At 38.7% G+C, this 14,964-nt stretch carries 10 protein-coding genes; 4 read left to right on the top strand and 6 right to left on the bottom strand.

Annotated features, from left to right (window positions below; translation table 11 throughout):
* The 6 genes from ASE55_RS09230 to ASE55_RS09205 form a co-directional block, all read right to left on the bottom strand.
* A complete protein-coding gene (locus tag ASE55_RS09230) occupies positions 1 to 1,086 on the bottom strand; it encodes a DegT/DnrJ/EryC1/StrS family aminotransferase (RefSeq protein WP_056218255.1) in 1,086 nt (361 codons plus the stop codon).
* Between the two features lie 5 nt (positions 1,087 to 1,091).
* A complete protein-coding gene (locus tag ASE55_RS09225; protein WP_056218252.1) occupies positions 1,092 to 2,291 on the bottom strand; it encodes an ABC transporter ATP-binding protein in 1,200 nt (399 codons plus the stop codon).
* Position 2,292: 1 nt separating this feature from the next.
* The gene (locus ASE55_RS09220) at positions 2,293 to 3,132 is read right to left on the bottom strand and encodes an ABC transporter permease (RefSeq protein ID WP_056218249.1); all 840 of its coding nucleotides are present in this window, start codon (positions 3,130 to 3,132) and stop codon (positions 2,293 to 2,295) included.
* Between the two features lie 163 nt (positions 3,133 to 3,295).
* Complete coding sequence (gene rfbA / locus ASE55_RS09215) at positions 3,296 to 4,159, bottom strand: glucose-1-phosphate thymidylyltransferase RfbA (protein WP_056218246.1); 864 nt, start codon at positions 4,157 to 4,159, stop codon at positions 3,296 to 3,298.
* A 16-nt stretch (positions 4,160 to 4,175) separates the two neighbouring features.
* Positions 4,176 to 5,255: a dTDP-glucose 4,6-dehydratase gene (gene rfbB, locus ASE55_RS09210; RefSeq protein ID WP_056218244.1), complete on the bottom strand. Its 1,080-nt coding sequence runs from the start codon at positions 5,253 to 5,255 to the stop codon at positions 4,176 to 4,178.
* 6 nt (positions 5,256 to 5,261) lie between these two features.
* Positions 5,262 to 6,575, bottom strand: coding sequence for a UDP-glucose dehydrogenase family protein (locus tag ASE55_RS09205; RefSeq protein ID WP_056218561.1), 1,314 nt, complete (start codon positions 6,573 to 6,575; stop codon positions 5,262 to 5,264).
* 219 nt (positions 6,576 to 6,794) lie between these two features.
* Between ASE55_RS09205 and rimP the strand changes: the two genes are divergently transcribed.
* The 4 genes from rimP to ASE55_RS09185 all read left to right on the top strand — a co-directional run bounded on the left by rimP (position 6,795) and on the right by ASE55_RS09185 (position 14,964).
* A complete protein-coding gene (gene rimP / locus ASE55_RS09200) occupies positions 6,795 to 7,262 on the top strand; it encodes a ribosome assembly cofactor RimP (RefSeq protein WP_056218241.1) in 468 nt (155 codons plus the stop codon).
* Positions 7,263 to 7,277: 15 nt separating this feature from the next.
* Positions 7,278 to 8,513, top strand: coding sequence for a transcription termination factor NusA (gene nusA, locus ASE55_RS09195; protein WP_056218238.1), 1,236 nt, complete (start codon positions 7,278 to 7,280; stop codon positions 8,511 to 8,513).
* A gap of 76 nt (positions 8,514 to 8,589) precedes the next feature.
* Positions 8,590 to 11,640 (top strand): translation initiation factor IF-2, encoded by a 3,051-nt coding sequence (gene infB, locus ASE55_RS09190; RefSeq protein ID WP_056218235.1) that lies wholly within the window; start codon positions 8,590 to 8,592, stop codon positions 11,638 to 11,640.
* Between the two features lie 303 nt (positions 11,641 to 11,943).
* Positions 11,944 to 14,964, top strand: coding sequence for a SusC/RagA family TonB-linked outer membrane protein (locus ASE55_RS09185; protein ID WP_056218233.1), 3,021 nt, complete (start codon positions 11,944 to 11,946; stop codon positions 14,962 to 14,964).

Here is a 14,964-nt window from a genome sequence, read left to right as displayed (position 1 = left end):
CTATTTGTTGTTTTGGATTCTTAACATCAATCTTGCAATAAACTCTACTTCTTCAAAAGTAAGGTCATAATAGAAAGGCAGGCATAGAACTCTTTTGGAAATATCTTCAGTTACCGGCAGCTCCAGTTTTGGAAGATAGGGCAGTGCTGAAGCCAGGCTTGGGTAAAAATACCTTCTTGTAAACACTTCATAGTTATCCATTTCAGCCTTTAAACGGAGAAGGAGCTCTTCACTTTCCAGTACAATTGCATAATAGGCATAATTCTCACTGGCACCCTGATGCCAGAAAGGTTTTACGGCTTTAAGATTTATAAGCTTTTCATCATAAAGTTCTGCCAGTGCTTTTCTTTTGTTATGGATCCGGGTAATGTATTTCAGGTTAGCCAGTCCCATCGCAGCATGAAATTCAGAATTTTTACCGTTAATTCCCAATTCCGAAAAAGAGTCAAAGCCGGAGATTCCAAAGTTTCTTATAGAGGCAATTTTCTTTAGCAGTTCAGGATCTTTTGTGATAATCAGTCCTCCTTCTACAGAATGATACAGCTTAGTAGCGTGAAGGGAACAGGTAGAAATATCACCGTATTCGAAAACAGACTTTCCGTTTACTTCCACACCGAAAGCATGCGCTGCATCATAGATCACTTTTAAATTATGTTTCTTAGCAATAATTTCAATCGCTTCTACATCACAAGGGTTGCCATATACGTGAGTAGCGAGAATTGCTGCTGTGTTTTCAGTAATAGCTTCTTCAATCTTATTAGCGTTGATGCACAGGCTGTCAGGATCTATATCTACAAAAACCGGAGTACAGCCTTCCCAGACAATAGAACTGGTAGTCGCTATAAAGGAAAAAGGAGTCGTAATAACTTCGCCTTTAATATCTAGGGCTTTTATTGCCATCTGTATGGCAACAGTTCCGTTGGTTACAAAGAGTAAATGATTAACCTTTAAATGTTCTTTCAGTTCCATTTCCAGCTGGCTGGCCAGAGGACCCATATTCGTAAGCCAGTTTCTTTTCCAGATACCGTCCAGATATGTATTATATTCTTCTACAGGAGGGAGAAAGGGTTTCGTTACAGGAATCATAGTGTTTAAATTAATGTTATCATATTATCAGCCTCCAGTTCAAAGGGAACCCATTGTTCCTCCTTGCCGCTTACAATGAATTCATGTATATTGTTGATTCTTAGCATTGTATCTGTGTTTTGTTTGTTGTAAAAACCCACATCAATAATATATTTACCTAAGGTAAATAGTGGGTTTTTCACCTTTACAGAATAAGTGATTGTGCTATTTTCCTGTGATACATCTATTTCATCCTTAACATATACTGCGGCAATAGGTTTCTGATCTTTATCTTTGAATTCAACATAAATGGCCGGAGACTTAAGGAGTGGTTTTTTAATTTTAACAGTAAAAGTCAGGGTGAAATCAACATTACGCTGTATGGTATTGTCTGTAAGATCAGTCTGCTTTGAAATCAGTTCTAATACACCACTGTCAAACACTACATTTTCATCATTATTAGAGAATTTACTGTAATAGAGCTGTACACCTTTCCCGATATCATTTCCATAATATTCCACCTTGCCATGATCCATTAAAATGATTTCGTTACAGATCCTGGAAATCATCGGCATGCTGTGCGAAACAAAAATTAGCGCAGTATTGGGAAGCAGCTCATCAATCTTATTAAAGCATTTCAAAACAAATCCCAAATCTCCTACAGCAAGTACTTCATCGATAATCAGGATGTCAGGCTCAAGATGTGCAGCAATAGCAAATCCCAGCCTTACCTTCATTCCGGAAGAGTAGTTCTGAATCGGCATATCAATAAACTGCTCAATCTCAGAAAATTCAATGATGGAATCAATTTTTTCTTCTACATCTTTTCTGGTAAAACCTAATATAGATGCATTGTTATAAATATTTTCACGGCCTGTAAGAATAGGATTGAATCCGGCACCAAGTTCAATGAGCGCTCCGATCTTTCCTTTCATGACGATCTGGCCTTTATCAGGTGCATAAAGTCCGTTCAAAACTTTCAGAAGCGAGCTCTTGCCCGCACCGTTATGCCCGATCAATCCTATGCATTCCCCTCTCCTGAGTTTAAAGCTGATGTCCTTCACCGCCCAGAATTCTTTGGGACGGAGGTCTTTGTTTATTTTTATGCCTAATGTACTTTTGATAATATCCAGAGCTCCATACTTTAGAGAAGATTTCATATCCATCGAAAACTTCTTGGAAACATTCTGTACAGATACGAGTATTTCTTTTTCCTGATCTTTCATATTATCCTATTTTTTCAATAACTATTGGCATAGACTTTCTGAAAATTACCAGTCCTACCAGCATGACAAAAAAACTGATCACCGCTGCTGCAATTAAAAAAGCGGCATTATTAAACGGCAGATCAATCAGGCTGTTTCGGGCATCGTTAAACATATATGTTAAAGGGTTAACCTGAAAAAGTTTTTTAAACAGACCCTGTCTTGGAACAGCATATACAACCGGCGTAATATACATGATAAACGATACGGCAGTAGTCAGCAATTTGCTGATGTCAGTATAGATAAGGCCTATCGGAGTGAGAAGCAGTCCTATACAAAAAGAAAAAAGAGTAATAACAAGCAATATGAAAGGAAATAATACAATGCCGATTCCCGGCTTTATCCCATAAATTAATAAAATACCGGCAACAAGAATCAGCTTGAGTGCCAGATTGAATAGCATTTTATAAAATCCGGATATCAGGAGTGCTTCTTTTGGGAAGTTTATTTTTGAAAGTATTGACCGGGCGCCGTTTACAGAAGTGAGCGGAATCAGAAGGGCTTCAGTAAAAATACTCCACAGCGTAGTACCGATTACCACAAATACAATATAGGGGATGCTGCTGTCCGCATTTACGTTTACCGTACCTGAGCTGCTTAGGAAAATCCAGACCAGGGAATTGGTAATAATAGGGGCAAATGCCCAGAAGAAGCCCAGAAAAGACTGCCTGTACTGTGACTGCAGATCTCTTTTAGCCATTTGATAAGCCAGGAAATTGGAAGACCTGATATCTTTATAAATGGCTTTAAGTTCCTGAAAAAAATGGGTCTTTTTTTCGGAGGTATAAACTGTCGTTTTCAAAATAAATTTTTTGCAAATTTAAAGTAAAATAAATAACTGTCTCTTTTTCAGGAAAAATGAGTGTATTTTCCTGAGCGGTAGTGTAATATGGAGATCGGTATTTATAAATTGGGTTCAAATAAAACCAATGTTCTTATTTAGGTTTCAGATAATTATATTCAGGCTATTCGTTAACCAGCTGTTTCAGGTATTCGCCATACCCGCTCTTGCCGTATTTGGCAGCGGTTTCCAGCAGTTTTTCTTCATTAATGAATTTATTTCTGAAGGCAATTTCCTCAATACACCCGATTTTAAAAGCCTGCCTTTTTTCAATCACCCTTACAAACTCCGAAGCATCATTAAGGGAATCAAACGTTCCGGTATCCAGCCAGGCAGTTCCGCGGTCTAAAACGCCCACTTCCAGCTTTCCTTTTTGCAGGTAAACATTATTAACGTCGGTAATTTCAAGTTCTCCTCTTGGAGAAGGCTTGATGTTCTTTGCAATTTCCACCACTTCATTATCATAGAAATAAAGTCCGGGAACAGCATAGCTGGATTTGGGCTGTGTCGGTTTTTCTTCAATGGATACTGCTTTAAAATCATCATCAAATTCCACTACACCGTATCTTTCAGGATCGGAGACATGATAAGCGAAAACAACACCACCATCCGGGTTGGTTTTGTTTTTAAGCAGAGTCCCCATTTCCGAACCGTAGAAGATATTGTCACCCAGTACCAATGCCGCAGCATCACTGCCGATGAACTGTTCACCCAGGATAAAAGCCTGCGCCAGTCCGTCCGGGCTTGGCTGTACCATATATTCAATATTACAGCCGATCTGGGATCCGTCTCCTAAGAGTTTAATGAAACCTGACTGGTCATGAGGTGTGGTAATAATAAGAATATCTTTAATCCCGGCCAGCAATAAAGTGGACAGGGGATAATAAATCATCGGTTTGTCATAAACAGGCATAAGCTGTTTGCTGACTGCAATGGTGAGGGGAAAAAGTCGGGTACCGGAACCTCCGGCTAAAATGATACCTTTCATCGTATTGTGTGTTGTATTAGTTGTACTGTTTTTCGTAATATTTCTGGTAATCGCCGCTCGTTACGTGCTCCAGCCACTCTTTGTTTTCAAGATACCAGTCGATGGTTTTTCCCAATCCTTCTTCAAAGGTTACCGACGGCTTCCAGCCCAGCTCCGTATTCAGCTTCGCCGCATCAATAGCATATCGCTTATCATGGCCCGGTCTGTCTTTAACATAGGTAATTAACTTTTCAGAATGTCCTGCAGGATTCCCAAGCTTTTCATCCATCTGTTTGATGAGTTCTTTAACCAGGTCAATGTTCTGCCATTCGTTAAAGCCTCCGATATTATACGTTTCACCGGTCTTCGCATCATTGAAAATCTGGTGTATTGCTCTTGCATGGTCAATAACAAATAACCAGTCCCTAGTATATTTCCCGTCACCGTAAATCGGCAGAGGCCTTTCATTGATGATATTTGAAATACAAAGCGGGATCAGCTTTTCAGGGAAATGGTTCGGTCCGTAATTGTTGGAACAGTTGGAAACGATAAAAGGCATTCCGTAAGTATTTCCGTAAGCCCTTACCAAATGGTCAGACGCTGCTTTTGAAGCGGAATACGGAGACTGCGGATCATAAGCGGTGGTCTCTAAAAAGAATCCGGTTTCACCTAAGCTTCCGTATACTTCATCTGTAGAAACATGATAGAAAAGATGGGTTCTTTTCTCATCCGGGAATCTTCCGTGGGTATGATCGGGATTCAGCGTCCAGAATTCTTTGCAGAGGTTCAAAAGATTGGCTGTTCCGTTAACATTCGTATTGATGAAGGCCATCGGATCGGTAATGCTTCTGTCCACGTGGCTTTCTGCAGCCAGATGCACCACGGCATCAGGATTATATTTTTCAAATATGGTTCTTAACTGTTCAGGCTCTGTAATATCTGCCTTTTCGAAAACATAATTCGGTTCGTTCTCAATATCGGTCAGGTTTTCCAGGTTTCCTGCGTAGGTAAGGGCATCAAGATTGATGATCATTGAGTCCGGATTGTTCTTTACGAATTCTCTTACCACGTGGGAGCCGATAAATCCTGCCCCGCCGGTAATAATTATATTTTTCATCTTTTTTTAATTTAAAATTGTTTTACGTCCGATACTTTTATAATAGAAACCATTCTGTTCAGGGATTTCCAGCGGATACATATTTCTTCCGTCGAAAATAACCTTGTTATTCATTTTCCGGCCCATCAATTCAAAATTCGGATTCTTAAATTCCGGCCATTCTGTAGCAATGAACAAAGCATCCGCATTTTCCAGTGCCTCATACATACTTTTTGCATACTGGATCTTATCTCCTAAAACTTTCTGGACATTATCTTCTGCAATGGCATCATAGGCTACTATTTTTGCACCCTTTTCCAAAAGCAATGCAATATTGTCCAGGGATGAAGCCTCCCGGATGTCATCGGTATTCGCTTTGAAAGCCAGCCCCCACATGGCAATGGTCTTGCCTGCGATGTTTCCGCTGAAATATTTTTCAATTTCAGAAACCAAGATTACTTTCTGGGCAATATTTACGTTTTCTGTCGCTTCCAGGATCTGGAAATTAAAATCTTCCTGCTTTCCTGAATTAATTAGTGCTTTTACATCTTTCGGGAAACAGCTTCCTCCATATCCGATTCCGGGGAACAGGAACCTTTGTCCGATCCTGTCATCACTTCCCATACCCAGCCTTACTTTGTCTACATCTGCCCCTACCTTTTCACAATAGTTGGCAATTTCATTCATAAACGTGATTTTTACCGCTAAGAATGAATTGGCTGCATATTTCGTAAGCTCGGAAGACTTTTCGTCCATGAAAATAATCGGAATTCCGGTATTGGTAAACGGCTGGTAAATTTTAGCCATGATATCTTTGGCTTTATCTGAGCTTGATCCTACCACGACCCGCGCAGGATTCATGGAATCTTCTACGGCAAACCCTTCTCTTAAAAATTCGGGGTTGGAAACCACGTCAAAAGGAATCTGCGTCTTTGAAGCGATCACTTCCCTTACTCTGTCGGCTGTACCCACAGGAACGGTACTTTTGTTAACGATAACCTTATATTCCGTCATCATTTCTCCAAGGTCGTTCGCTACCTTCAGTACATAGGAAAGGTCTGCAGATCCGTCTTCTCCCGGAGGGGTAGGCAGGGCAAGGTAAATAACTTCGCTTTTATCCAGTGCCTCTCTTAAATCAGTAGTGAAAAATAATCTTTCCGACTGGATATTCCTCAGGAACATTTCTTCAAGATTCGGCTCATAGATGGGAACTACGCCGTTTTTCATGCCTTCTACTTTTTTTTCATCAATATCCACACAGTATACTGAATTTCCAAGTTCTGCTAAAGTGGTTCCTGTAACCAATCCTACATAACCTGTTCCTACAATAGTAATATTCAAAATGTATGTTTTTAAAAATTCAGTCACAAAAGTAATAAAAATACCATCATAACGCCTTTTAAATTAGTGTAAATAAATATTAACTTATCAACCTGATAATAAGATATTTGCTTTTTTAATAAAAATTTGTATATTTGCAGTGGATTTACAGGAAAAACATGGGAAGGCCTTCGGAAGAAAGCCTTTTTTCGTACGGGTAAATCAAGATTTAAATAACGTATGGAGTTTAGAAAGAAAATTGAAGAATTATTGCATGAATTCCTGGCGGCCAGAACAGATTTATTTCTTATTGATCTGAAGTTTTCTGCAGCAGATGACATTACCGTAATCCTGGATGGTGATAACGGAGTTTCCCTGCAGGATTGTCTGGATGCAAGCCGTGCCATAGAATTCAACATGGATCGTGAAGAACACGATTTCAGCCTGCAGGTAATGTCTGCCGGATTAAGCGAGCCTCTGGTAACCCCAAGGCAGTTTGCTAAAAACATAGGAAGAGAAATTGACGTTTTGCTGAATGATGCAACAAATGTAGAAGGGGAACTGGCAAAAGTGGATGAAGAAAAAATTACATTGATCTTACGTTACCGTAAGCCGAAAGAGGTGGGTAAAGGAAAGGTAGATGTGGAGGAGGAAAAAGAAATTCCGTACTCTGAGATTAAGAAAGCATTAGTAACGATTAAATTTTAAAATAAAAAAGAATAAATGGACAATATAGCGTTGATTGAATCCTTTGGTGATTTTAAAGACGAGAAAGGGATCAGTAAGATTGACCTTATGGCAATTATTGAGGATTCCCTGAAGACACTTCTGAGAAAAAGATACGATTCGGATGATCATTTTGATGTCATTGTAAACCCTGATAAAGGAGATTTTCAGATATTTTTAAATAAAACCATTGTTGAAGACGATATGTCTGAAGATGATGACCTGGAAATTGAAATCTCTGAAGCAAAAAAAATTGACCCTACCTTCGAAGTAGGAGAAGATTTTACCATGGAAATTCCTGTTGCCCAGCTTGGGAGAAGAAATATCCTTACCCTGAAACAGATTTTGGCTACGAAATTGCAGGAACACAACAATGCCATGCTGTACGAGCAGTTTAAAGATAAAATCGGGGAAATTGTAGTAGGGGAGATCCACCATATCCGTCATAAACACGTGATTTTGCTGGATGATGAAGAGAACGAATTCATTTTGCCTAAAGAAAATCAGATTCCGTCAGACTTCTTTAAAAAGGGTGAGAATATCAGAGCTATTGTTGAAACGGTAGATTTCAAAGGTTCAAAGCCGCAGATTATTATTTCCAGAACTGCCCCTAAATTCTTAGAGAAATTATTGGAGCTGGAGATCCCTGAAATTCAGGACGGAACTATTATGCTGAAGAAAGCAGTAAGAATTCCTGGTGAGAAGGCGAAAATTGCAGTAGATGCTTACGATGACAGAATTGACCCTGTAGGTGCCTGTGTAGGGGTGAAAGGTTCAAGGATTCATGGCGTGGTAAGAGAGTTGAGAAATGAAAACATCGATGTGATCCAGTGGTCTAAAAACCCTGAGATCTTAGTGAAGAGAGCATTAGGAAATGTTACCATCAATAAAATTGATATTAACGAGGAGGCAAATTATGCATTGGTGTATACTCCGGTTGAAGAAATTTCCAAAGTAATCGGTAAGCAGGGGCAGAATATCAGATTGGCTTCCTGGTTATCAGGATACGAAATTGATGTATACAGAGAAGCCAGTGAAGATGACGATGTTGATTTGAGAGAGTTCAATGACGATATCGAACAGTGGATTCTGGATGAATTTAAGAAAGTAGGCCTTACAACTGCAAAATCAGTACTGGATAAGGAAACTGAGAGTCTTTTAAATATGGTGGATCTTGAAGAAGAAACCATTGAAGATGTGAAACGGATTCTGAGAGAGGAATTTGAAGATTAAAATTTTAAATAATTTTAATAAACAGTAAAAAGGAAATACTTTAATTTTAAGAATTAAAAAACAGTAAATAATATAAATGCCAAAAATTAGATTAAATAAAGCGGTTAAGGAATTCAACATTTCGATGTCCAGGTTAGTAGAGTTTTTACAGGCTAAGGGTATCGAGGTTGAAAGCAATCCTAACGCTCAATTAGAAGAAGCGGCATATTCTGCATTGGAGGCTGAGTTTGCCAAGGACGGCGAACAGCGTAAAGCTTCCCATGAGGTGGTGATCACAAAAGTTCCGGAAGAAAAACTGGAAATTGAAGAAAAGAAAACCCCTGAAGTAATAAGAGCTAAAGCTAATAAACCGGAAACTAAAATCTTAGGTAAAATAGACCTTGAGCCTAAAAAGCCTGAGATTGAAGAAACTCCTGCTCCGAAACCGGAACCTGTGGTGGAAGAGAAAAAAGAAGAAGTTGCACCTGCGCCTATACCTATACCTGAGGTAAAGGCGGCTCCTGAAAAACAGGAATTTAAAGTTCTGGATAAAATAGATTTGTCCCAGATCGAGTCTAGAAACAGACCTGTAAAAAAAGACAAACCTAAAATGGAGGAGAAAAAAGCAGAGGAAAAGCCCGTACAGAAACCGGCTGAACCTGTAAAAGAAACCCCGAAACCTGTTGCTGAGAAACCCGCTGAGGCCCCGGCTAAACCCGCTGAGGTAAAACCGGCTGAACCGGTAAAAGCGCAGGAAGAATCCCAGCCTCAGGAATCTCAGAAAATTGAAACGGTTTACCAGAAACTTGACGGACCAAAAATCGTCGGAGAGAAAATCGATTTAACGCAGTTTGCCCCTAAAGGAGCAGGCGCTAAAAAGAAGAGAAAGAGAATTGAGAAGCCAGGAGGTCAGAATCCTCAAGGCGGAAACAACAATCAGCAGGGAGGTAATAATAATAATCAACAAGGTAACCAGGCAAACCGTCCTCAGGGCCAAGGCCAGGGGAACCGTCCTGCAGGTCAGGGTGGACAAGGCGGAAACCGCTTTGGAAACAATACCCAGGGAGGTGCTCAAGGGAACCGTCCGCCGGGTCAGGCCGGACAAGGTGGAAACCGTTTTGGGAACAATACCCAGGGAAACCGTCCGCCGGGCCAGGGTGGTGTCAACCGTCCTGCAGGACAGGGTGGCGGAAACCGTTTCGGAAACAACAGACCGGGGCAGCGTACCATGCCTGTTGAATTAACAGACGAACAGGTTAAAAACCAGATCAAGGAAACCCTTGAGAAACTGACTAATAAAGGAGGTAAATCTAAATCTGCCAAACACAGAAAAGATAAGAGAAACTACCGTAGAGAACAGGATGAGCGTCAGCAGGAAATTGATGCACAGGACAGAACATTAAAAGTGACCGAATTCATCACGGTTGGTGAACTGGCAAGTTTAATGAATGTGTCTCCTACAGAAGTAATTTCTGCCTGTTTCTCATTAGGTGTAATGGTAACCATGAACCAAAGACTGGAAGCTGATACTTTATTATTGGTAGCTGACGAATTCGGATATAAAATCGAATTCTCTGATGCTGATCTTGAAGAAGCAGATTCTGAAGACGATATCGATACAGAAGACAGCCTTTTATCAAGAGCACCTATCGTAACCGTAATGGGACACGTAGACCACGGTAAAACTTCATTGCTGGATTATGTAAGAAAAACCAATGTAATTGCAGGTGAATCCGGAGGGATCACACAGCATATCGGTGCTTATAACGTGCAGCTTGAAAACGGTCAGAGAATTACATTCTTAGATACGCCGGGTCACGAAGCCTTTACGGCGATGAGGGCAAGGGGTGCACAGGTTACTGATATTGCAATTATTGTAATTGCAGCGGACGATGATGTAATGCCTCAGACAAAAGAAGCAATTTCCCATGCTCAGGCAGCAGGAGTTCCGATGATTATTGCAATCAATAAAGTAGATAAGCCGAATGCCAATCCGGATAATATCCGTCAGCAGCTTTCGGGAATGAATATTCTGGTAGAAGAATGGGGAGGAAATGTACAGGCCCAGGAAATTTCAGCAAAATTCGGTAATAATGTAGATACCTTGCTGGAAAAAGTATTGCTTCAGGCTGAGATGCTTGAATTAAAAGCAAATCCTGAACGTGCTGCACAAGGCGTTGTTATTGAAGCATCCTTAGATAAAGGTAGAGGATACGTATCCACTATGTTGGTACAAACCGGAACTTTAAAAGTAGGCGATTATGTAGTAGCAGGTAAAAACCACGGTAAAGTAAAAGCTTTGCTTGATGAAAGGGGTAAAAACCTTGAAGAGGCGGGTCCATCCATTCCGGCAACTATCTTAGGTCTGGACGGCGCTCCTACAGCAGGTGATAAATTCCGTGTATATGCCGACGAAAGTGAAGGTAAAGCGATTGCTAATAAGAGAGAACAGCTTCAGAGAGAACTTTCGATCAGAACTAAAAAACATACGACGCTTGAAGAATTGGGCAGACGTATCGCTTTAGGTGAATTCAAAGAACTGAACATCATCCTTAAAGGTGACGTGGATGGTTCCGTAGAAGCACTTTCTGACCAGTTACAGAGATTATCAACCGAAGAAATTAGTGTTAACATCCTGCACTCAGGTGTCGGGCAGATCACTGAGTCGGATATCAACCTCGCGGCTGCATCAGATGCAATTATTATCGGATTTAACGTAAGAGCCGGTGCAAATGCCAAAGATCTTGCAGACCGTGAAGAAATTGAAATCAGAACCTATTCCATCATCTACAAAGCCATTGACGAAGTTAAGGAAGCGATGGAAGGAATGCTTTCTCCTGAAATTCAGGAACAGGTAATCGGAAATGTTGAGATCAGGGAAGTATTTAAGATTTCCAAGGTAGGAACAATTGCCGGATGTATGGTTCTTTCAGGAAAAGTAACCCGAAATTCCAAAGTACGTTTATTAAGAGACGGTATCGTGAAATTCGATGGAGAGCTTGAAAGCTTGAAACGTTTCAAAGATGATGTAAAAGAAGTAACCAAAGGCTACGAGTGTGGATTAAACCTTAAAGGGTATAATGATATAGAACAGGGAGATATCCTTGAAGTCTATGAAGAAGTTTCTGTAAAGAAGAAATTAAAGTAATTTATCATTTTGAGATAATAATCAAAGCCTGCTTTTTAAAAAGCAGGCTTTTTATATTTAGTAATTTATAATAATTCTAAACAATATTTATGTTATTACAATGAAAGTGTTAAAGGTTAGAAAGCAGACAAGTTTTTTATAACTATAAAGTGATTTAATGATTTATAAATGTAGTGAAATATGTAAAGCATATTATATTAAAGGTTTATAATGACTCATGCATAATTGCATATTTAAGATAAGTTTGTTAATGTTAATATTTATTAACATATTTGTGATCTTAAAATATTAAAATTTGTTAATATGAATGTGAGATTACGTGTATTGACTGCTGGAGTACTGTTTTTTACAGGACAAATAGCTTTTGCCCAGCAGAAACCGGGTGATACGGCTACTAAAGAAACCGAAATTGAAGAGGTTGTAATGATTGGATATAGCCAAGTTCCAAAAGAAAGCTATGTAGGAACTGCATCCAAAGTTGATGCCAAAGCGATTGATTCAAAAAATGTATCTTCAGTAAGTCAGGCGCTTGCTGGAGAATCTGCTGGTGTTAGAGTTATTAATACATCAGGACAACCTGGTACAGATGCAACAATTCGTATCAGAGGATTTGGATCAGTAAGTGGGAACAGAGCACCATTATATGTATTAGATGGTATGCCATATACAGGGAATATAAGCGCTATTAACCCTGAAGATATTGAGAATATGATAATTCTTAAAGATGCTACAGCAACTTCTATCTATGGTGCAAGAGGTGCTAATGGTGTAGTGGTTATGAATACTAAAAAAGGAAGATCTAATAAGTCTGTCATACAACTTGAATCTAAAGTTGGTTTTAATATGGCATTACTTCCAAGATATTCAACAATAAAATCCCCTGAAGAGTATGCTGGATTAAGTTGGCAAGCTTTGAGAAATCGTGGGAGATTATTAGGCCAAGCTGATCCTACTGCGTATGCTAATACAAATCTTTTTAGCAATGGTGGAATAAGTGCAGATTATAATATATGGGGAACACCTACAGCCCAATTAATTGATCCTGTTACAGGACAAGTAAGGCCAGGATCCGCTAGATTATATGATCCCGAAAATTGGGAAGATTATGCTTTCCAGACTTCGGCGAGAACAGAAAATAATTTAAGTATAAGTGGAGGTAGTGGTAAAACAACGTTTTATACTAATATTGGATATTTAAGTGATAAAGGTTATTCTATTAATTCTGATTTTGAAAGATATACAGGTAGATTAAATCTAAGTCATCAGGCAAGACCATGGTTGAAAGGGGATTTTAATTTAGGATATGCCTACTCAAAAGCAAACAGAAATGGACAAACCAGCGATTCCGGGAGTATTTTTTGGTTTGTTGATAATATTCCTTCCATATATCCTTTGTTTAAACGTGATGCAGCTGGAAATAAAATTCCTGACCCTCATTTTGGCGGGAGTGAATTTGACTATGGAGACGGGCCTAATGGGAGAGGTTTTGGAGGATTAACAAATTCAATTGGAGATGCTACTAATAATCTTAATAAGTTTTATAAGCATGAGATTAATGCCAATATGTTTTTAAAAGCTGATATCACTAAGTTTTTAAGTTTTGAAACAAGAATTGGTGGCCAATATTATAATAATAGCAATGATCAGATAGAAAATCCTTTTTATGGTAGTGCGGCAAGCCAGAATGGGTATATCTATAAGACTAAAACAGAATTAATGTCTTATAACTGGTTACAGTTATTGCGGTTTAATAAGAAGTTTGGAGATCATAGTATAATGGCTTTTGTTGCTCATGAGAATAGTAATTGGGAACAGAAATTTTTATCTGCAGGGAGACCAAACATTATTGATATGATTCCTGAGTTGAATTTAGGAATTGGAGAATCTCTGTCAAGTTCATTTACAAACAATTACGCTTTAGAAAGTTTCTTTGGTCAGTTAACATATGATTACAAAGGTAAATATTTCTTTAATGGATCGGTAAGAAGAGATGGTTCTTCAAGATTTTTGAATGACAAATGGGATACGTTTGCATCTGCGGGTTTAGGATGGTTAGTAACAAAAGAAAATTTCTTATCGGATAATAAAACTATTACTAACTTAAAACTAAAAGGAAGCTATGGTACTGTAGGGGATCAAGGTGGAGTAGGATACTACCCTGGATATAATGTTTACAATCCAGGAAACTTTATGGGACTTCCGGGAGCAACATATGATAGGAGTGGTTATCCTGTTTTAACTTGGGAAAAATTTAAAGTTTTCCAGGTAGGTATGGAGTTAGGCTTGTTTAAGAATAGAGCAATTGAACTTGATGTTGATTATTATAACAGAAAAACTGATAATCTGATTTTCGATACTAGATTAGCACCATCTACAGGAAATGCAATCCTAAAAGTTAATGATGGTAATATGGTTAATGAAGGTATTGAATTTACATTAAAGGCTCATATCATCAATAAAAAAGATATTTTCCTTGATTTTGGTGTGAATGGTGAGTTCTTGCGTAATAAAATTACGAGAATGCCATTTGATGCAAGTACAGGGCAAAGAAAAATTATTGATTTATCTGAAGCTGGATTCGGAAGAACTGAAGGAAGATCTTTATATGATTATTATATGAGAGAATATGCAGGAGTAAATTCTGCAACAGGAGCTGCTCAGTGGTATGTTAATTATACAGATAATAATGGAAATGGAGTTTTTGATGCAGGCGAGCAAATTGCATCATTGCATGAATATCAAGCTCAAAATCCTAATGCTGATATAAGAACAGGCGTTACTGAAGTTTACGCTCAAGCCACTCAAAAGTTCTTAGATAAATCTGCTATACCAGATATAAGAGGTGCATTTAATCTTGATTTTGGTTTTAAATCATTTACATTAGGCGTACAATTTTTATACAGTATTGGTGGTTATGCTTATGATTCTGCCTATGCGGGATTGATGGCTAATGGACAAGTAGGGACAAATAATTGGCATACGGATATTTTAAACAGATGGCAGAATCCTGGTGATATTACTGATGTTCCAAGAATGTCTTCCAATTATGCAGCTGATGTAAACTTTGCATCAAGATCAAGCAGATTCTTAGTAAAGTCTGATTATATTGCTCTAAATAATATTCGTTTAGGTTATAATCTTCCACAAGAATTTGTAAATTCTATTGGAATGACAGGTTTCAGTCTATTTGTAAGCGGAGATAATCTATGGATTGCAAGTAAAAGGAAAGGTTTTAACCCAAGTGTATCTGAAACTGGGGGTACTAATACTTACAATTATTCACCGCTTTCAACAATTACATTTGGAGCAAAAATTAATTTTTAA

This window comes from Chryseobacterium sp. Leaf201, assembly GCF_001421435.1.
In the GTDB taxonomy this organism is placed as follows: domain Bacteria; phylum Bacteroidota; class Bacteroidia; order Flavobacteriales; family Weeksellaceae; genus Chryseobacterium.
Note: the sequence above shows the minus strand (reverse complement) of the source record. Positions and strands in the feature narration are given on the sequence as shown.

What these genes read in the sequence shown, in the direction of transcription:
- nusA (WP_056218238.1), top strand. Translation starts at nt 7,278, where the DNA reads ATGGACAATATAGCGTTGATTGAATCCTTTGGTGATTTTAAAGACGAG.
- ASE55_RS09230 (WP_056218255.1), bottom strand. Translation starts at nt 1,086, where the DNA reads ATGATTCCTGTAACGAAACCCTTTCTCCCTCCTGTAGAAGAATATAAT.
- infB (WP_056218235.1), top strand. Translation starts at nt 8,590, where the DNA reads ATGCCAAAAATTAGATTAAATAAAGCGGTTAAGGAATTCAACATTTCG.
- ASE55_RS09225 (WP_056218252.1), bottom strand. Translation starts at nt 2,291, where the DNA reads ATGAAAGATCAGGAAAAAGAAATACTCGTATCTGTACAGAATGTTTCC.
- rfbB (WP_056218244.1), bottom strand. Translation starts at nt 5,255, where the DNA reads ATGAAAAATATAATTATTACCGGCGGGGCAGGATTTATCGGCTCCCAC.
- rimP (WP_056218241.1), top strand. Translation starts at nt 6,795, where the DNA reads ATGGAGTTTAGAAAGAAAATTGAAGAATTATTGCATGAATTCCTGGCG.
- rfbA (WP_056218246.1), bottom strand. Translation starts at nt 4,159, where the DNA reads ATGAAAGGTATCATTTTAGCCGGAGGTTCCGGTACCCGACTTTTTCCC.
- ASE55_RS09185 (WP_056218233.1), top strand. Translation starts at nt 11,944, where the DNA reads ATGAATGTGAGATTACGTGTATTGACTGCTGGAGTACTGTTTTTTACA.